17 protein-coding genes are annotated in these 17,482 nt (G+C 64.4%); 15 read left to right on the forward strand and 2 right to left on the reverse strand.

Annotated elements, in window-relative coordinates; genetic code table 11:
- The first annotated feature begins 159 nt into the window (after nucleotides 1–159).
- From ccoN to M9H71_RS11150, 14 genes are all read left to right on the forward strand, one after another.
- Complete coding sequence (ccoN, locus tag M9H71_RS11085) at nucleotides 160–1,806, forward strand: cytochrome-c oxidase, cbb3-type subunit I (protein WP_455405077.1); 1,647 nt, start codon at nucleotides 160–162, stop codon at nucleotides 1,804–1,806.
- Nucleotides 1,807–1,818: 12 nt separating this feature from the next.
- Nucleotides 1,819–2,553, forward strand: a complete 735-nt coding sequence (gene ccoO / locus M9H71_RS11090) for a cytochrome-c oxidase, cbb3-type subunit II (RefSeq protein WP_455405078.1) — start codon at nucleotides 1,819–1,821, stop codon at nucleotides 2,551–2,553.
- Between the two features lie 9 nt (nucleotides 2,554–2,562).
- Entirely contained in the window at nucleotides 2,563–2,727 is a 165-nt protein-coding gene (locus M9H71_RS11095) for a cbb3-type cytochrome oxidase subunit 3 (protein WP_455405079.1), read from the forward strand.
- 7 nt (nucleotides 2,728–2,734) lie between these two features.
- The gene (ccoP, locus tag M9H71_RS11100) at nucleotides 2,735–3,616 is read left to right on the forward strand and encodes a cytochrome-c oxidase, cbb3-type subunit III (RefSeq protein ID WP_455405080.1); all 882 of its coding nucleotides are present in this window, start codon (nucleotides 2,735–2,737) and stop codon (nucleotides 3,614–3,616) included.
- Between the two features lie 111 nt (nucleotides 3,617–3,727).
- Nucleotides 3,728–5,185, forward strand: a complete 1,458-nt coding sequence (ccoG, locus tag M9H71_RS11105; protein ID WP_455405081.1) for a cytochrome c oxidase accessory protein CcoG — start codon at nucleotides 3,728–3,730, stop codon at nucleotides 5,183–5,185.
- 20 nt (nucleotides 5,186–5,205) lie between these two features.
- A complete protein-coding gene (locus tag M9H71_RS11110) occupies nucleotides 5,206–5,706 on the forward strand; it encodes a FixH family protein (RefSeq protein WP_455405082.1) in 501 nt (166 codons plus the stop codon).
- 34 nt (nucleotides 5,707–5,740) lie between these two features.
- The gene (locus M9H71_RS11115) at nucleotides 5,741–7,939 is read left to right on the forward strand and encodes a heavy metal translocating P-type ATPase (RefSeq protein ID WP_455405083.1); all 2,199 of its coding nucleotides are present in this window, start codon (nucleotides 5,741–5,743) and stop codon (nucleotides 7,937–7,939) included.
- Nucleotides 7,930–8,115 carry a cbb3-type cytochrome oxidase assembly protein CcoS gene (gene ccoS / locus M9H71_RS11120; RefSeq protein ID WP_455405084.1) on the forward strand — a complete coding sequence of 62 codons (186 nt, stop codon included), beginning with the start codon at nucleotides 7,930–7,932 and terminating at the stop codon, nucleotides 8,113–8,115. The genes M9H71_RS11115 and ccoS overlap by 10 nt, the downstream gene beginning before the upstream one ends.
- A gap of 1 nt (nucleotide 8,116) precedes the next feature.
- Nucleotides 8,117–8,362 (forward strand): hypothetical protein, encoded by a 246-nt coding sequence (locus M9H71_RS11125; protein ID WP_455405085.1) that lies wholly within the window; start codon nucleotides 8,117–8,119, stop codon nucleotides 8,360–8,362.
- Between the two features lie 137 nt (nucleotides 8,363–8,499).
- The gene (locus tag M9H71_RS11130; RefSeq protein ID WP_455405086.1) at nucleotides 8,500–8,709 is read left to right on the forward strand and encodes a hypothetical protein; all 210 of its coding nucleotides are present in this window, start codon (nucleotides 8,500–8,502) and stop codon (nucleotides 8,707–8,709) included.
- 145 nt (nucleotides 8,710–8,854) lie between these two features.
- Nucleotides 8,855–9,364: an Lrp/AsnC family transcriptional regulator gene (locus tag M9H71_RS11135; protein WP_455405087.1), complete on the forward strand. Its 510-nt coding sequence runs from the start codon at nucleotides 8,855–8,857 to the stop codon at nucleotides 9,362–9,364.
- Between the two features lie 352 nt (nucleotides 9,365–9,716).
- The gene (gene kaiC / locus M9H71_RS11140) at nucleotides 9,717–11,408 is read left to right on the forward strand and encodes a circadian clock protein KaiC (RefSeq protein ID WP_455405088.1); all 1,692 of its coding nucleotides are present in this window, start codon (nucleotides 9,717–9,719) and stop codon (nucleotides 11,406–11,408) included.
- 11 nt (nucleotides 11,409–11,419) lie between these two features.
- A complete protein-coding gene (locus tag M9H71_RS11145; RefSeq protein ID WP_455405089.1) occupies nucleotides 11,420–11,704 on the forward strand; it encodes a circadian clock KaiB family protein in 285 nt (94 codons plus the stop codon).
- The gene (locus tag M9H71_RS11150; RefSeq protein WP_455405090.1) at nucleotides 11,701–13,152 is read left to right on the forward strand and encodes an HWE histidine kinase domain-containing protein; all 1,452 of its coding nucleotides are present in this window, start codon (nucleotides 11,701–11,703) and stop codon (nucleotides 13,150–13,152) included. Before M9H71_RS11145 ends, M9H71_RS11150 begins: the two co-directional genes overlap by 4 nt.
- A 58-nt stretch (nucleotides 13,153–13,210) precedes the next feature.
- Here the strand turns inward: M9H71_RS11150 and M9H71_RS11155 are convergent, their stop codons facing one another.
- Nucleotides 13,211–13,690 carry an Lrp/AsnC family transcriptional regulator gene (locus tag M9H71_RS11155; RefSeq protein ID WP_455405091.1) on the reverse strand — a complete coding sequence of 160 codons (480 nt, stop codon included), beginning with the start codon at nucleotides 13,688–13,690 and terminating at the stop codon, nucleotides 13,211–13,213.
- A gap of 125 nt (nucleotides 13,691–13,815) precedes the next feature.
- On the opposite strand from M9H71_RS11155, the gene hppD reads away from it, so the two are divergent.
- The gene (gene hppD, locus M9H71_RS11160; protein WP_455405092.1) at nucleotides 13,816–14,934 is read left to right on the forward strand and encodes a 4-hydroxyphenylpyruvate dioxygenase; all 1,119 of its coding nucleotides are present in this window, start codon (nucleotides 13,816–13,818) and stop codon (nucleotides 14,932–14,934) included.
- An 8-nt stretch (nucleotides 14,935–14,942) separates the two neighbouring features.
- Here hppD and gyrB read toward each other — a convergent pair whose 3' ends face one another.
- Nucleotides 14,943–17,384 (reverse strand): DNA topoisomerase (ATP-hydrolyzing) subunit B, encoded by a 2,442-nt coding sequence (gene gyrB, locus M9H71_RS11165; RefSeq protein ID WP_455405093.1) that lies wholly within the window; start codon nucleotides 17,382–17,384, stop codon nucleotides 14,943–14,945.
- Nucleotides 17,385–17,482: the final 98 nt, after the last annotated feature.

Below are 17,482 nucleotides of genomic sequence, written 5' to 3' on the forward strand. Positions count from 1 at the left end.
ATTTCGAGGCATTTCATCGAAAAGCAGAAGGTGTCGATCGCACCGCACAAAACGCACATCGCAGTGGCGCAAATTTGGGCATTTTGATTTCGATCAAATGTGCGGACCCAAAACCGGGGATGGTGCAGCCACCTGCCCGCCGAAGAAAAGATTGATCAGATGAATCAAGCCCTGAATTCGAAGCGGATCACCCTTGGCGAGGGTGGTCTCACGATCGTGTTCGCATTGACCACGATCCTGTCCATCTACGCGGCGATCTACGCCCACGATGCTCCCTTCGCATTTCACTCCGCGCTCGCGGCCGCGTTCAGCGCTTGGGCGGTGTTCGCGATTATCGTCCGGCACCGCAGCCGTTCGGGGCTGCCGCCGCAGGAGATCAACGGTGCTCCGAATTACAATTTGGGGCCGATCAAATTCATGTCCTTCATGGCCATGTTTTGGGGCATCGCCGGCTTCAGCGCCGGCCTCTATATCGCCCTGGAACTGGCTTATCCCGGCCTCAATATCGCCCAATGGGTGAACTTCGGTCGTCTGCGGCCGCTGCACACCTCCGCGGTGATCTTCGCTTTCGGCGGCAACGTGCTGCTGGCGACGTCGTTCTACGTCGTTCAGAAGACGACGCGGGCGCGCCTGGCCGGTGACCTCGCCCCCTGGTTCGTGGCGATCGGCTACAACTTCTTCATCGTGATCGCCGGCACGGGCTACCTGCTCGGTGTCACCCAGTCGAAGGAATACGCCGAGCCGGAATGGTACGCCGATCTGTGGCTGACCATCGTCTGGGTCACCTATCTGCTGGTGTTCCTGGCGACCCTGATGAAGCGCAAAGAGCCGCACATCTACGTCGCCAACTGGTTCTATCTCGCCTTCATCATCACCATTGCGGTGCTGCATCTCGGCAACAACCCGACGCTGCCGGTCAGCTTCCTCGGCTCCAAGTCCTACATCGCCTGGTCGGGCGTTCAGGATGCGATGTTCCAGTGGTGGTACGGCCACAATGCGGTCGGCTTCTTCCTCACCGCCGGCTTCCTCGGCATCATGTACTACTTCATCCCGAAGCGGGCGGAGCGGCCGGTCTATTCCTATCGGCTGTCGATCATCCACTTCTGGGCGCTGATCTTCCTGTACATCTGGGCCGGCCCGCACCATCTGCACTACACGGCGTTGCCGGACTGGACGCAGACCCTCGGCATGACGTTCTCAATCATGCTCTGGATGCCGTCCTGGGGTGGCATGATCAACGGCCTGATGACGCTGTCGGGCGCGTGGGACAAGCTCCGCACCGATCCGGTGCTGCGCATGATGGTGGTGTCGGTCGCCTTCTACGGCATGTCGACCTTCGAAGGTCCGATGATGGCCATCAAGGCGGTCAACTCGCTCAGCCACTACACCGACTGGACCATCGGCCACGTTCACTCCGGTGCGCTCGGCTGGGTCGGCTTCGTCTCCTTCGGCGCGCTGTACTGCCTGGTGCCGTGGGTGTGGGGTCGTAAGCAGCTCTACAGCATCCGCCTGGTCAACTGGCACTTCTGGATCGCGACCCTCGGCATCGTTCTCTACATCTCGGCGATGTGGGTGTCGGGCATCCTTCAGGGTCTGATGTGGCGCGCCTACACCTCGCTCGGCTTCCTCGAATACTCGTTCATCGAGAGCGTCGAGGCCATGCACCCCTTCTATGTCATTCGTGCCGCCGGCGGTGGGTTGTTCCTGATCGGCGCGCTGATCATGGCCTACAATCTCTGGATGACGGTTCGCGTCGGCGAACGGTCCGAGGCGCAGCCTCAAGCTGCCCTGCAGCCCGCCGAGTAAGGAGAGCAACAAATGTCAATCTGGGCTCGGCACAAAATCTTCGAGACCAACTCCGTCGTCCTGATCGTCGGCATTCTGATCGTCGTCGCGATCGGTGGCCTGGTCGAGATCACGCCGCTGTTCTACCTGAAGAGCACGATCGAAAAGGTGGATGGGATGCGTCCCTACACCCCGCTCGAGCTCGCGGGCCGCAACGTCTACATCCGCGAAGGCTGCTACCTCTGCCACTCGCAGATGATCCGTCCGCTGCGTGACGAAATCGAGCGCTATGGTCACTACTCTCTGGCCGCGGAGTCGATGTACGACCATCCGTTCCAGTGGGGATCCAAGCGCACCGGTCCGGATCTCGCGCGGGTCGGCGGCAAGTACTCCGACGACTGGCACGTCGCGCATCTGAAGAACCCGCGTTCGATCGTGCCGCAGTCGGTGATGCCGAACTACGCCTTCCTTGCCAACAACAAGGTCGATCTCGCCAGCCTGTCCGCCCATCTCAAGACCAACCGCACTCTCGGCGTTCCCTACACCGACGAGGACATCGCCAAGGCGGCCGCGGACGCCAAGGCGCAGGTCGATCCGGACGGTGCCGACTCGGCCGATCTGTTGAAGCGTTACCCCAAGGCGGTGGTGCGCAACTTCGACGGCCAGGGCGGCGACCCGACCGAGCTCGATGCGCTGGTCTCGTACCTGCAAATGCTCGGCACGCTGGTCGACTTCAAGCTGTACGACGAAAAAGCCAATCTTCGCTGAGGCGGCGACATGAAAGCGATCATCTACTTCGACAACATCGCGTCCAGTCTGGTCACGACATGGTGGACGCCGCTGTTCATGGCCATCTTCGTCGCCATCGTGGCGTATGCGCTCTGGCCGAAGAACAAGAAGGCGTTCGACGAAGCCGCCCAGATGCCGCTGCGAGAGGACTGAGACGACCATGGCTGACCACTCACATCACGCCGAAATCGACAAGGTTACCGGCACCGCCACCACCGGCCACGAATGGGACGGCATCAAGGAACTGAACACGCCGCTGCCGCGGTGGTGGATCTGGACCTTCTACGCCACGATCATCTGGTCGATCGGCTACTTCATCGTGTATCCGGCCTGGCCGCTGATGAACGGCTACACCCACGGCCTGTTCGGCTACTCGTCGCGTGCCGAACTCGATGTCGATCTCGCCAAGCTCAATCAGGTGCGAGGCGAGAAGATGCAGGCGCTCGCGAGCGCCTCGCTCGAGGAGATCGAGAAGAATCCGGCGCTGCTGGCTCTGGCTCGCGCCAAGGGCAAAGTGGTGTTCGGCGACAACTGCGCGCCGTGCCACGGCTCCGGCGCCGCCGGCGGCAAGGGCTTCCCGAACCTGAACGACGACGATTGGCTGTGGGGCGGTAGCCTCGAGCAGATCGAAAAGACCATCAAGTACGGTGCCCGCTCCGGCAACGACGACGGCCACATGGGCAACATGCTGGCCTTCGGCAAGGACGGCGTGCTGAACAAGGAGCAGATCGTCGAAGTCGCCAACTACGTTCGTTCGCTGTCGGGCCTGTCGACCAGGCCGGGCGTCGATTTGGCCGCGGGCAAGCAGGTTTTTGCGGAGAACTGCGTCGCCTGCCACGGTGAGGATGCCAAGGGTAATCCCGAGCTTGGTGCGCCGAACCTGACCGATAAGATCTGGCTGTACGGTGGTGACGAAGCCACCATCATCGAGACGATCACCAACGGCCGCGGTGGCGTGATGCCGGCGTGGATCGGCCGTCTCGATCCGACCACCATCAAGGCGATGGCGGTCTACGTCCACTCGCTCGGCGGCGGCAAATAGCCGCCGCTTGCGGGCGCGCAGGATCCGCGTGTTGGGGGACACGCGAGGTTGTGATCTGCGCGCCCGGAATTGACCTTGCGCTCGACGTTAGAAGGGAAAAGAACCCCCGCCATGAACAAGCCCCTGCGTGCGACCGATTTGCAGCCGGACGACGACGGTCCTCTGTACCTCGCTCAGAAGAAAATCTTCCCGCAAAGCGTCTCCGGTCCGTTCCGGCGCATCAAGTGGATCCTGATGGCGGTGTGCCTCGGGATCTATTACTTTTTGCCGTTCGTTCGCTGGAACCGCGGTCTCGGCGCGCCCGATCAGGCGGTGTTGCTCGATCTCGCCAACAACCGCTTCTATTTCTTCTCGATCGAGTTGTGGCCGCAGGAAATCTATTATTTCACCGGTCTTTTGATCGTCGCCGCGGTCGTGCTGTTCCTGATGAACGCGCTCGGTGGCCGGGTGTGGTGCGGCTACCTTTGCCCGCAGACGGTCTGGACCGACCTGTTCTACGCGGTCGAGCGGTTCGTCGAGGGCGATCGTCGCGAGCGGATGCGCAAGGCCGGCCAGGGCTTCAAGATGCAGCGAGCCGCGGAGCTGGCGCTCAAGCACTCGATCTGGCTGATGATCGCGTGGTGGACCGGCGGCGCATGGGTGCTGTACTTCGCCGACGCGCCGACCCTGATCAAGGAGCTGGTCACGTTCGACGCCCCGATGGTGGCGTACATCTGGATCGGTATTCTCACCTTCACCACCTATACGCTGGCCGGCTTCATGCGCGAGCAGGTCTGCGTCTACATGTGCCCGTGGCCGCGGATCCAGGCGGCGCTGACCGACGAGTGGGCGCTCAACGTCACCTATAAGTACGACCGCGGCGAACAGCGTTCGTCTCTCAAGAAAGCGGCGCAGCTCCGTGCCATCGGCGAGCCGGTCGGCGATTGCGTCGACTGCAACCAGTGCGTCGCGGTGTGCCCGACCGGCATCGACATCCGCAACGGGCCGCAGCTCGACTGCATCCAGTGCGGTCTGTGCATCGATGCCTGCGACAACGTGATGAAGAAGGTCGGTCGGCCGACCCGGCTGATCGGCTACGACAACGACATCAACATCCATCGCCGGATGGAAGGGAAGCCGGAGATCTTCAAGCCGATCCGGGCCCGAACGGTGATCTACACGCTGATCATCGTCGCGATCGGCGGCGCGATGATCTACAAGCTGGCGAACCGGACCTTGCTGGACATCAACGTGCTGCACGACCGCAATCCGGTCGCGGTACGATTGTCCGATGGCTCGATCCGGAACGGCTACACCATCCGCTTCCTCAACAAGCGCGGATTCGACCGGGTCGTCGCCGTCGACGTCGACGGTCCGCCCAACGCGGTGATCCATGTGGTCGGTGCGGATTCGATCACGCCGGATCGGCCGATGATCATTCTGGGTCGCGATACCACCACTGAATTGCGAGTCCTGGTCGACTCCAATTCCAGCGACGACGTGCCGAACTCGGTGCCGGTGACGTTCCATGTCACCGATATCGGTCTCGGCGAGGTCGCCTCCACCAAGGACGTCTTCGTCACGCCCTGATCCGAACCGGAGCCTGAATCATGAGCCGTTCGAAATCATCGCCGCGTCCGCTCACCGGCAAAGTCGTCCTGGCGATCCTGGTGGCGTTCTTCGGCATCGTGTTCGGAGTCAACGGGCTGATGATGACGCTGGCGATCAAGACCTTGCCGGGCACCGAGGTCGACAGCGCGTATGCGGCCAGTCTCGCTTACGAGCGGGAGATTGCCGCGGCGCGCGATCAGGACCAGCGTGGTTGGAAGGTCGACGCCAAAGTCGAGCGCAAGCCCGACGGTGCCGCAGTGTTGCAGGTCGAAGCCCGCGACAAAGCCGGCCTGCCGATCGAAGGCCTGAACTTCTTCGGTCGGCTCGAACGTCCTTCGGACAAGCAATTCGATCGCGAAGTGACGCTGGCGGAAATTAGCACCGGCGTCTACCGCGGCGGTGCCGATGGGGTGCTGCCCGGCCGCTGGGACCTTGTCCTGGAAGGCGACAAGGGTGGGGTTCGCCTGTTCCTGTCCAGGAACAAGCTGATGTTGAACTGAACGCCGAGCCGGCGGGCGTGACGAGGATCGCCGAATGCTGCAGACGCGGGACTTCTCACACTACGTCAAAGACGTCGACGGCCGGATTGCTCATCTCGACCTCGCCGTCGAAGGCGTCCACTGTGCGAGCTGCATGGCCAAGATCGAGCGCGGCCTGCAGTCGATTCCGGATGTGACGCTGGCGCGCGTCAATCTGACCGATCGCCGGCTCGCGGTGGAGTGGACCAAGGACAGCACGCTGGAGCCCGGCCAGTTCATCGATCGGCTCGCCGAGCTCGGCTACAAGGCCTACCCATACGAGCCGGTGCGGGCCGAAGTCGAAGAGGCCGAGCGCAGCAAGTATCTGCTGCGCTGCCTCGGCGTCGCCGCCTTCGCCACCATGAACGTGATGATGCTGTCGGTGCCGGTGTGGTACGGCGGCGATCTCAGCCCCGAGGCGCGCGACTTCTTCCATTGGCTCTCGGCGCTGGTGGCGCTGCCGTGCGCGGCCTATGCGGGGCAGCCATTCTTCCAGTCGGCCTTTCGTGCGCTGAAGGCCAAGAGCGTCAACATGGACGTGCCGATCACGATCGGCATCACGCTCGCGCTCGGCATGTCGCTGGTCGAGACCATCAATCACGCCGAGCACGCGTACTTCGACGCCGCCGTGATGCTGATCGCGTTTCTGCTGGCGGGGCGCTTCCTCGACCAGAAAATGCGGCAGAAGACCCGCGCCGTCGCCGGTAACCTCGCCGCTCTGAAGGCGGAGACCGCGACCAAGTTCGTCGGCCCCGACGAGATCGCCGAGGTGCCGATCGCCGCCGTGCGATCCGGCGACATCGTGTTGCTGCGGCCGGGCGAACGCTGCGCGGTGGACGGCACCGTGGTCGATGGGCGGTCCGAAATCGACCAGAGCCTGATCACCGGTGAAACGCTGCATGTGCCGGCCGAACGCGGCACGCAGGTCTACGCCGGCACTCTCAATATCTCCGGGACGCTGCGGGTGCGGGTGGCTGCGGCCGCGGAAGGCACGCTGTTGTCCGAGATCACGCGCCTGCTCGATCATGCGCTGCAGGCGCGCTCGCGCTATGTACAGCTCGCCGATCGCGCCTCGCGCCTGTATGCGCCGGTCGTCCATGCCGCCGCGCTGCTGACCATCGTCGGTTGGGTGCTGGCCGGCGCCAGCTGGCACGATGCCATCGTGATCGGCATCGCGGTGCTGATCATCACCTGTCCTTGTGCGCTCGGCCTGGCGATCCCGGCCGTGCAGACGGTCGCCTCCGGTGCGATGTTCCGGGCCGGCGTTCTGCTCAACGCCGGAGACGCGATCGAGCGGGCCGCGTCCGTCGACACCATCGTGTTCGACAAGACCGGGACGCTGACGCTTCCCGAACTCGACGTCGTCAACGCCGGCAGCGTGCCGCCCGGTGTGTTCGAACTCGCCGGCAGGCTCGCGCTCGCCAGCCATCATCCGGTGGCCGCGGCCGTGGCGCGTTCGGCGCAGGCCAAGTCGCCGCTTGCGGGTGTGGTCGAAGAACCCGGACGCGGCGTTCGCGTCGACTTCGGCGGCGAAGAGCTGCGCCTCGGCAGTCCAGCCTTCTGCGGCGCCGATGCCGAAGCCAATCAGATCCTCAGCGAAGATCCCGAAGTCTCGGTGGTTGCGTTCAGCCGCGGCGAGCAGCGGGTCGTGTTTGCGGTGCGGCAGTTGCTGCGGCCGGATGCGGCCAAGACGATCGACGCGCTCCGCAACCGCGGCATCGCGGTGGAGTTGTTGTCCGGGGACCGTGAGCCGGCGGTGCGCCATGCCGCCGACGTGCTCGGCGTCGGTGCGTGGCGTGCGGGCGTCACGCCTTCGGAAAAGATCGCGCACATCGAGGCGCTCAAGAGGCAGGGCCGCATTGTGATGATGGTCGGTGACGGCATGAACGACGCGCCCTCGCTCGCGGCCGCGCACGTCTCGATGTCGCCGATCAGCGCCACGCATCTCAGCCAGGCCACCGCCGATCTCGTGTTTCTCGGCAAGGAACTCGCTCCGGTGCTGGCTGCCGTGGATTATTCGCGGAAGGCGATGACCGTGATGCGCGAGAACCTTGGGTTGGCCGTCGGCTACAACATGCTGGCGGTGCCGATCGCGATCGCCGGCTATGCCACGCCGCTGATCGCGGCGCTTGCAATGTCCGGCTCGTCGCTCCTGGTGATGCTGAACGCGATGCGGGCGCGCCGCGTCCGCCGGGGAGGCGCACGATGGAAGTGATGGTCATTCTGGTGCCGTTGGCACTCGGCCTCGGCCTGGTCGGGCTGATTGCGTTTCTTTGGTCGCTGAAGAGCGGCCAATATGAAGATCTCGACGGAGCCGCCTGGCGAGCCATCGCCGACGACGATCCGCCCTTGCCACCGCCGGCCGAGGCGCCGGCAGACAAGCGAGGCTGACATGGCGATGCTCACTTACGACGACCGGCCGCGCATCGCGGCTGCGTTCGAGGCGCCGGCGAAGCCCGCGGCGCCTGCCACCGAGGCGCCCCCCGCGACCGTCGAGGCAGGGGCGCCGATCGAGCCCGATGACGACGTCCAGGAGCGCTGGCTGCAAGCCCAGCCCTGGCCGCGCCGCTGGTTCGCGCGGTTCTATCGGGCGCTCCGCAAGCTTCAGCCGGCGTTTCCGCCGATGTCCTGCTGCTGATCCGCCGGTTCCCCTCGGCTCGGCAGATCGAAGTAAGATCAAAGATTTAAGCGCGCTTCATCTGCCTGATACAGTGCGCGGCTATCAGGCCGGCGTGCCGCTCGACCGAGCGAGTCGCCGACCAGAGAAGTGCCGCCATGTCCCATGCCTTCATCATCGAAGTCGATTCACGCGCCGCAGGCATCGTGGTGCGCGACGGCCGCAGCTTCCGCTTCCATTCCGCGTGCGACGACTTTTCCGGGCTCGAAGGCCAAGGCTTCCGCTCGCCCGGCGACGCCCAGAAGGCCGCAACGCGCCATCTCGAGAGCTGCAGCAGCGGTCGCAGCCCCAAACTGCGCGTGGCCTGACGGTCTGCCGTCATCCGGTGTGCTGCTGCGGATCGGTCGAGGTCTGTCTTGCGAGCACTCGGGTGGCGCGGAACTTCGGCTTGCGGGAAATTTCATTCCAAGTATGATGCCGTGAAACGTCATTCTTGGAAGAAAGTTCTCTGACATGGCCGATATCGAGAGCGCCTCCGCCGAGCCCAGCCGGCGGCTCGACGCCATCGACCGAAAAATTCTAGCCGTTCTGCAACAGGATGCTTCGTTGTCGGTCGCCGAGATCGGGGACCGGGTCGGATTGTCCTCGACGCCGTGCTGGAAGCGCATTCAACGCTTGGAAGCCGACGGGGTCATCACCAAGCGGGTGGCGCTGGTCGATCAGGACAAGATCGGGCTGGGGTTGTCGGTGTTCGTCTCGATCGAGAGCGGCGACCATTCCGATGCCTGGCTGCAGACCTTTGCCGATGCGGTCAGCGCGATGCCGGAAGTGATCGAATTCTATCGGATGGCCGGCGACGTCGACTACATGCTGCGGGTCGTCGTTGCCGACATGCGCGCCTATGACCATTTCTACAAGAAGCTGATCGGCACCGTGCCGCTGAAGAACGTCACCTCGCGCTTTGCGATGGAGAAGATCAAGTCGGTGACGGCACTGCCGGTGCCGGCAATGCCTGTACCCTAATTGATTGATTTGTTCGCTCGTCCGGTAGCAGGTTTTCCGAATCCCGAGACGGTTGCGGCGCCTTGGTCGGCTTCCGCCTGATGCCTGGCTAAGAGGCCTATCGCGGCCTTGGCCGGTGTGGCGAGATCGTCAGCCGGGGCGGATTGTGCTGGCCGGGCTGTGGTCGGCTTCGGGACAGGGACACCCTCAAGACCCTGACGGCGTCAAGTTAGTTGGACAGACGGGCGGAGCAGGCCGCGGGAACGCCGATCGCCTGGAGTTGTTCCTGTGCCCGTCCACGGGATTTTCGCCTTCCGTCCTCTAGGCAGCGACTTGCAGTTCTCCTACAAATCGCAAAACGATTTGTGCAGTGATGACCGACGGCATTACCAAGGCCCCCACGGGTATTGAAGGCTTCGACGATCTTACCCTCGGTGGCTTGCCTTCCGGGCGTCCGAGTTTGGTCTGCGGTTCGGCGGGCTGCGGCAAGACGTTGTTCGCATCGACCTTCCTGATCAACGGCGCGCGGCTCTACGGCGAGCCCGGCGTGTTCGTGACATTCGAAGAGCGTCCGGTCGATATCGTCGACAACGTCGCTTCGCTCGGCTTCGATCTGCAGGGGCTGATCGATCAGGAGCGGATTCTGATCGAGCACATTGCGATCGACCCGACCGAGGTTGCCGAAGTCGGCGATTACGATCTGGAAGCGCTGTTCCTGCGGCTGGAGTTCGCCGTCGATCAGATCGGCGCCAAGCGCATCGTGCTCGACACCATCGAGAGCCTTTTCTCGGCGTTTCAGAACCCCGCCGTGCTGCGCGCCGAGATCCGGCGGCTGTTCGACTGGCTGAAGCAGAAGGGGCTGACGGCGGTTATCACCGGCGAGCGCGGCGACGGCACGCTGACCCGGCAGGGGCTTGAGGAATACGTCTCGGATTGCGTGATCCTGCTCGATCACCGGGTTGATAGTCAGATCTCGACCCGCCGGCTCCGGATTGTCAAGTATCGTGGTACCGCGCATGGTACCAACGAGTATCCGTTTCTGATCGACGAAGACGGCTTCAGCGTGCTGCCGGTGTCGTCGCTCGGGCTTGCTCACAAGGTCTCTGAGGACCGGATTTCGACAGGCGTCGCCGACCTCGACGCGATGATGTCCGGCGGCGGGTTCTTTCGCGGCACCAGCGTACTGATCAGCGGTGTTGCCGGTTCGGGCAAAAGCTCGCTGGCCTGCATGATGGTCGACGCCGCCTGCCGGCGAGGCGACAAGGCCCTGTACCTGTCGTTCGAGGAATCCGAGGCGCAGACCGTCCGCAACATGAGATCGGTCGGCACCGACCTCGAGGGTTGGTTGCGCAGCGACCGGCTCCGCTACATCGCGGCGCGGCCGACCTTCTACAGCCTGGAAATGCACCTGGCGGTGATGCTGCGCGAGGTCGCACGCTTCAAGCCTGACCTCGTGGTGCTCGATCCGATCTCTGCGTTCACCGAAAGCGGACAGATCGGCGAAGTGCAGTCGATGCTACTGCGCATGGTCGATTATCTGAAATCCAACGGCATCACCGGGGTGTTCACGCACCTGACCCATGGGGCGCGAACCGAGACCGAAGCCGGCCTGTCGTCGCTGATGGATGCCTGGATTCTGCTACTCAATCGCGAAGCGCATGGCGAGTTCAATCGCGAGCTCTACCTGCTGAAGGCGCGCGGTATCGCGCATTCCAACCAGGTCCGCGAATTCGTGATGTCGAACGACGGTATCCATCTGTTGCCGCCGTATCTCGGCGACGGCGGCGCGGTGACCGGATCGGCGCGCCGGGCCGAAGAGGCCAAAGCGCGCCGCGCCGAGAACGAGCGCCACACCGAGTTGGCGCGGCTGCAGGACCAGATCGAGCAGCGCCGGAGGCGCGCGCTCGCGCAGATCGATACGTTGCAGGCCGATCTTGCGGCCGACGAAGCCGAGTTGCAGCGGCTGATGACAGTTGAAGCCAGCTATCGCGCGCAGAGTGAACGCGATGCGAACGAGATGGCGCGGAGCCGGGGCGTTGCCGGTCCGGCCGGTGGCACGGAGTAGAGGCGCGACCCATGGCTGATCCGATCAAGCTGGTGCTCTATGTCGCCGGAGAAACGCCCAAATCGCTCGCGGCGATCCGCAATCTCGAGAAGATCTGCTCCGAACATCTCGCCGGAAAGTACAAGGTCGAGGTGATCGATCTGAAGAAGTCGCCCCAGCTCGCTCGCGAGCACGGCATCGTCGCGATCCCGACCCTGGTCAAGGAGCTGCCGGTGCCGATCCGCAAGATCATCGGCGACCTCTCCGACACGCCGAAAGTGCTGGTGCATCTGGCGGTGGAGGAGTCGTCCTCGTGACGTCGGCGATCTCGGCGCTGAGCAGGGCAGAACTGGAAGCCCGGCTGGAGGAGGCCGAGGAGACATTGCGGGCGATCCGCGACGGAGAAATCGACGCCGTCGTGGTGCGTGGCGCCGACGCCGAGCAGGTGTTCACGCTCGAAGGCGGCGGCCAGTCCTATCGCACTTTCATGGAAGCGATGGACGTGGGCGCCGCAGCGTTCGATCAGGACGGCCAGTTGCTGTATGCCAATCAGGCGCTGTGCACGCTGCTCGATTGCGCGCACGGCTCGCTGACTGCGCCGGCGCTGATCGACTTGCTCGATCCGGTCAACCAGGCGGCGTTCCGAGGCCTGCTGGCGCAAGCGCAGCAGCAGCGGCAGTCGGCCGAGATCCATCTGCGGGTCGGCAACGTCGAGCGCAGCATGCTGCTCACCGGGACGCCGCTGGAGTTCGGCATCGTTCAGGGCGCCGCCGTCACCTTCACCGATATCAGCGAGCGCGAGCAGGCCGCAGCGGCTCGCGAGTCCGAGCGGCTCGCGCGTGCCATTCTGGCTTCGGCCAACGAGGCGGTGATCGTTTGCGATCGAGCCGGCCGCGTTACCCATCTCAACGGCGCGGCGATGCGGATCTGCGCCGAGGCGCCGGTCGGCAAGACCTTCGCCGAGGCGATCGCGCTCAGTTTCCCCGAAGCCTCCGAGCTGATGAGCAGCGACGACATCGTCACGATGGCGACCGCCGGCCTTCCGGTGCAGGGGCTGGAGGCCGCGGTGCGCACGCCGTCGGCCGCGATCACCGACGTGATGATCAGCGCGGGCCCGCTGTTGGTTTCGGGCGAGCGGACCCAGGGCTGCGTGGTGACGCTGGTCGATCTGTCGCAGCGCAAAACTGCCGAGCGGCACCAAGCGCTGCTGATGGGCGAACTCGACCATCGGGTGAAGAATACGCTGACCATGGTGATGGCGATCTGCGCTCGCACGGCCGCGCACGAGCGCACCATCGAGGAGTTTCAGAAGTCGTTCACCGGCCGGATTCAGGCGCTGGCGGCGACCCATACGCTGCTGTCGAACGCCTCGTGGCAGAACCTGCAGATCCGCGACGTGCTCGCCGCCGAACTGGCGCCGTTCGCGTCGCTGTCCAGCGGCCGCATCCTGACGGAGGGGCTCGATATCGCAGTGGAAGCCAGGACCGCGGTGTCGCTCGGTCTGGTATTTCACGAGCTCACCACCAATGCTGTGAAATACGGCGCGCTGTCGGTCCCGTCCGGCAGGATCGCGGTGCGCCAGGTCGCCGCCGACGACGAGGCGCTCACGATCGAATGGCGCGAGCACGACGGCCCGCCGGTGACCCCGCCGCAAAGCTCCGGGTTCGGTCAGACGCTGATCTCGCGCAGCCTCGGGAGCGGGGGCGCAAAACTGGAGTTCGACGCCGCCGGCGTTGTCTGCCGGATTTCGATTCCGCGGAGCTGATCGACGCGCGCCCGCTGCGCCGGAGAACGTTTGCGAGCTGCCGTGAAGGTTCGGCCGTTCAGCCGGTCACAAGCTGCTTCAGCGGCAGCCTTGCGCTTTCCTTGAGACGATCGAGCACGATCGAGGAGCGCACATGTGCGACGCTCTGGTGCGGCATCAGCACGTTGTTGACCAGATCGGACAGGCCTTTGAGATCGCGCAGGACGGCCTTGAGGACGTAGTCCGCGTCGCCGGTCAGCGAATAGGCTTCCTGCACTTCATCGATCCGGCGGATCAGCGAGCGGAATTTCTCGGCGTTGCCCGGCGAGTGCGTCGCTAGCGTGATCTGGATGAAGGCGACGACGCCGAACCCGAGCGCGTCGCCGGCCAGCTCGGCCCGATAGCCGGTGATGATGTTGTCCTGCTCCAGCCGCATCCGCCGCCGTGAGCACTGCGACGGCGACAACTGCACCCGGTCCGCCAGCTCCTGATTGGTCAGGCGGCCGTCGTCCTGCAGCGCTGTCAGGATCTTCAGGTCGAAGGCGTCGACGGACATCATGCGCAAAAGCTCTCATTCATGCACGGATCGTGCACATGCTAGCGCGAACGGCTCGCATTTGCACGCTCATTGCGCGTCGGCGGGCCGATGATGCCGCCAAAGCCAATCTCGAGGAGGAGCCGTCAATGGGACCATTTCCGCACGATGCGCAGCCGGCGACGATCACCGCTGACAATCCGATGGGCACCGACGGCTTCGAGTTCGTCGAATTCGCTCATCCCGATCCGGCGCAGCTCCACGCTCTGTTCAAGCTGATGGGCTTCGCCCTGGTGGCGAAGCATCGCCGCAAGGCGATCTCGGTCTATCGCCAGGGCGACGTCAACTATCTGGTCAACGAGCAGCCCGGCACTCACGGCACCAACTTCGTCGCTGCGCACGGTCCGTGCGCGCCGTCGATGGCGTTTCGCGTGGTCGATGCCAAACAGGCCTATGAGCGTGCGATCGCACTCGGCGCCGAACCGGCCGGCGTCACGGCGGAGCAGGCGACGCTCGACGTTCCGGCGATCAAGGGTATCGGCGGAAGCCTGCTGTATTTCGTCGATCGCTACGGCGCGAAGGGCTCTGCTTACGACGCCGAATTCGAGTGGGTCGGCGACCGTGACGCCCGTCCCGCCGGCACCGGCCTCTACTACATCGATCACCTGACCCACAACGTCCATCGCGGCCGGATGGACGTTTGGACCGGTTTCTATGCCAAGCTGTTCAACTTCCGGCAGATCCGCTTCTTCGACATCGAGGGGCGGGCGTCGGGGCTGTTCTCTCGGGCGCTGACCAGCCCAGACGGTAAGATCCGGATTCCGATCAACGAGGACGCCGGCGATTCCGGCCAGATCGAAGAGTATCTCAACCTGTATCGCGGCGAGGGCATTCAGCACATCGCCTGCGGCTGCCGCGACATCTATCGCACCGTCGAAGGCTTGCGGGCGAGCGGCCTGCCGTTCATGCCGTCGCCGCCGGAGACGTACTTCGAGCGTGTCGACGCGCGGTTGCCGAAGCACGGCGAAGACGTCGCCCGGCTGACGAGGAACGGTATCCTGATCGACGGCGAAGGCGTCGTCGATGGCGGCCAGACCAAGGTGCTGCTGCAGATCTTCTCCGCCAATGCGATCGGCCCGATCTTCTTCGAATTCATCCAGCGCAAGGGCGACGACGGATTCGGCGAAGGCAACTTCAAGGCGCTGTTCGAATCGATCGAAGAAGACCAGATCCGTCGCGGCGTCCTGAAGGCAGGGCAGGCCGCGTAGCGAGGCTGCTACACGTCCACTGTGGCGTTCAGCGAATTCTCCTGGATGAACTCGCGGCGCGGTTCGACGACATCGCCCATCAGCTTGGTGAAGATGTCGTCGGCCTCGTCGACCTCGCGCACCTTCACCTGCAGCAGCGAGCGGGCGTTGGTGTCGAGCGTGGTCTCCCAGAGCTGGTTCGGGTTCATCTCGCCGAGGCCTTTGTAGCGCTGCAGCGCCACACCCTTGCGGCCGGCGTCGGTCACCGCCTCGAACAGGCTGATCGGGCCGTGGATCGCGGTTTCGGCCTCCTTCCGTCGCAGCACGCCGGGACGCGGATACACTTCCTGGAGGACGGCCGCGTACTCGTCGAGCTTGCGGGCGTCCGCAGAGCCGAGCAGCGCGTCGTCGATCGCCGCGACCTCCTTGACGCCGCGCACGGTGCGCTCGAACCGGAAGCCCTCGCCTTCCGTGAAGTGCCCGACCCAGCCACGTTCGACTTCATCGGCCAGCGCGTCGAGCCGACGCGCGATATACGCGGCGGCCTCGTTCGCGGTCGCGATGTCGGTGGTGATGCGCGGACTGAGCACGCCGGCGATCGCCGCTTGTTCGACCACGGAACGATTGTAGCGGCTGTGCAGATTGTGCAGCGTCGAGCGGATCGCGCGCGCATCCTCGACCAGCGCCAGCAGGTCGCGTCCGCCGCGCACTTCGCCGTTGGCGAGCTTGAAGGCGCAATCGTCGAGCCCGGTCGCGATCAGATAATCTTCGAGCGCGCGCTCGTCCTTCAGATATTGCTCGGACTTGCCGCGCGTCACTTTGTAGAGCGGCGGCTGCGCGATGTAGAGATAGCCGCCCTCGATCAGCGCCGGCATCTGCCGGAAGAAGAACGTCAGCAGCAGCGTTCGGATGTGCGCGCCGTCGACGTCGGCGTCGGTCATCAGGATGATCTTGTGGTAGCGCAGCTTGGACAGGTCGAAATCGTCGCGGCCGATGCCGGTGCCGAGCGCGGTGATCAGCGTGCCGATCTGTTCGGACGAGAGCATCTTGTCGAAGCGGGCGCGCTCGACGTTCAGGATCTTGCCGCGCAGCGGCAGCACCGCCTGGAATTCGCGGTTGCGGCCCTGCTTGGCGGAGCCGCCGGCCGAGTCACCCTCGACGATGAACAGTTCGGATTTCGACGGGTCGCGTTCCTGACAGTCGGCGAGCTTGCCGGGCAGCGAGGCGATGTCGAGCGCGCCCTTGCGCCGAGTCAGCTCGCGCGCCTTGCGCGCGGCTTCACGCGCGGCGGCGGCCTCGATCACCTTGCCGACGATGGTCTTGGCCTCGGCCGGATGTTCCTCGAACCAGGCGGCGAGCGCTTCGTTGAGCACGTTCTCGACCACCGGCCGCACTTCCGAGGACACCAGCTTGTCTTTGGTCTGCGACGAGAATTTCGGGTCCGGCACTTTCACCGACAGCACCGCGGTGAGGCCTTCGCGACAATCGTCGCCGGTCAGCGCCACCTTTTCCTTCTTGGCGTTGTTGTCGGCGTAGCCGGTGAGCTGGCGCGTCAGCGCGGCACGGAAGCCGGCCAGATGCGTGCCGCCGTCGCGCTGCGGGATGTTGTTGGTGAAGCAAAGCACGTTCTCGTGGTACGTATCGTTCCACCACAGCGCGGCTTCGACGGTGATGCCGTTGAGGTCGGCGCCGACCACGATCGGCACCGGCACGATCGGCTTCTTGTTGCGGTCGAGATACTTCACGAACTCGGTGACGCCGCCGTCGTAGCGCATCTCTTCGCGCTTCTCGACCGCGTGGCGCAGGTCGGACAGCAGGATATTGACGCCTGAATTGAGGAAGGCGAGCTCGCGCAGCCGGTGCTCCAGCGTCGCGAAGTCGTATTCGACATTGGTGAAGGTCTCTGCCGACGCGTAGAACGTCACTTCGGTGCCGCGGCGCCCATTGGCTTCGCCGACCACGCTGAGCGGCGCTACCGCGTCGCCATGGGCGAATTCGATGTAGTGCTCCTTGCCGTCGCGCCAGACGCGCAGGATCAGCTTGCTCGACAGCGCGTTGACCACCGAGACGCCGACACCGTGCAGACCGCCGGAGACCTTGTAGGAGTTCTGGTCGAATTTTCCGCCGGCGTGAAGCTGGGTCATGATGACCTCGGCCGCCGAGATGCCTTCGCCCTTGTGGATGCCGACGGGGATGCCGCGGCCGTCGTCTCGCACCGTCACCGAGCCGTCGGCGTTGAGGACGACTTCGACCGCGGTGGCGTGGCCCGCCAGCGCTTCGTCGATGGCGTTGTCGACGACTTCGTACACCATGTGGTGCAGGCCGGAACCGTCGTCGGTATCGCCGATATACATGCCCGGCCGCTTGCGGACGGCATCGAGGCCCTTCAGCACCCGGATCGATTCCGCGCCGTATTCGGCCGGCACGGGATGCACGGATTCGGCAGAGGCCTGCCGGGCAGGTTCAGTCATGCAAGGACCTTCAGGATTGCGATCGAATCGGCATGCGCCATTGGCAGCGAAGCGTTCTTTTGTGCCATGAAAGGAGGCTGGTCACCAGCGCAAAGTCT

This window comes from Rhodopseudomonas parapalustris (assembly GCF_053772255.1).

Coding starts and splice junctions, on each gene's coding strand:
- M9H71_RS11115 (WP_455405083.1), top strand. CDS start 5,741: ATGCTGCAGACGCGGGACTTCTCACACTACGTCAAAGACGTCGACGGC.
- ccoS (WP_455405084.1), top strand. CDS start 7,930: ATGGAAGTGATGGTCATTCTGGTGCCGTTGGCACTCGGCCTCGGCCTG.
- M9H71_RS11095 (WP_455405079.1), top strand. CDS start 2,563: ATGAAAGCGATCATCTACTTCGACAACATCGCGTCCAGTCTGGTCACG.
- ccoO (WP_455405078.1), top strand. CDS start 1,819: ATGTCAATCTGGGCTCGGCACAAAATCTTCGAGACCAACTCCGTCGTC.
- M9H71_RS11135 (WP_455405087.1), top strand. CDS start 8,855: ATGGCCGATATCGAGAGCGCCTCCGCCGAGCCCAGCCGGCGGCTCGAC.
- M9H71_RS11145 (WP_455405089.1), top strand. CDS start 11,420: ATGGCTGATCCGATCAAGCTGGTGCTCTATGTCGCCGGAGAAACGCCC.
- M9H71_RS11130 (WP_455405086.1), top strand. CDS start 8,500: ATGTCCCATGCCTTCATCATCGAAGTCGATTCACGCGCCGCAGGCATC.
- ccoP (WP_455405080.1), top strand. CDS start 2,735: ATGGCTGACCACTCACATCACGCCGAAATCGACAAGGTTACCGGCACC.
- ccoN (WP_455405077.1), top strand. CDS start 160: ATGAATCAAGCCCTGAATTCGAAGCGGATCACCCTTGGCGAGGGTGGT.
- M9H71_RS11110 (WP_455405082.1), top strand. CDS start 5,206: ATGAGCCGTTCGAAATCATCGCCGCGTCCGCTCACCGGCAAAGTCGTC.
- kaiC (WP_455405088.1), top strand. CDS start 9,717: ATGACCGACGGCATTACCAAGGCCCCCACGGGTATTGAAGGCTTCGAC.
- ccoG (WP_455405081.1), top strand. CDS start 3,728: ATGAACAAGCCCCTGCGTGCGACCGATTTGCAGCCGGACGACGACGGT.
- hppD (WP_455405092.1), top strand. CDS start 13,816: ATGGGACCATTTCCGCACGATGCGCAGCCGGCGACGATCACCGCTGAC.
- gyrB (WP_455405093.1), bottom strand. CDS start 17,384: ATGACTGAACCTGCCCGGCAGGCCTCTGCCGAATCCGTGCATCCCGTG.
- M9H71_RS11155 (WP_455405091.1), bottom strand. CDS start 13,690: ATGATGTCCGTCGACGCCTTCGACCTGAAGATCCTGACAGCGCTGCAG.
- M9H71_RS11125 (WP_455405085.1), top strand. CDS start 8,117: ATGGCGATGCTCACTTACGACGACCGGCCGCGCATCGCGGCTGCGTTC.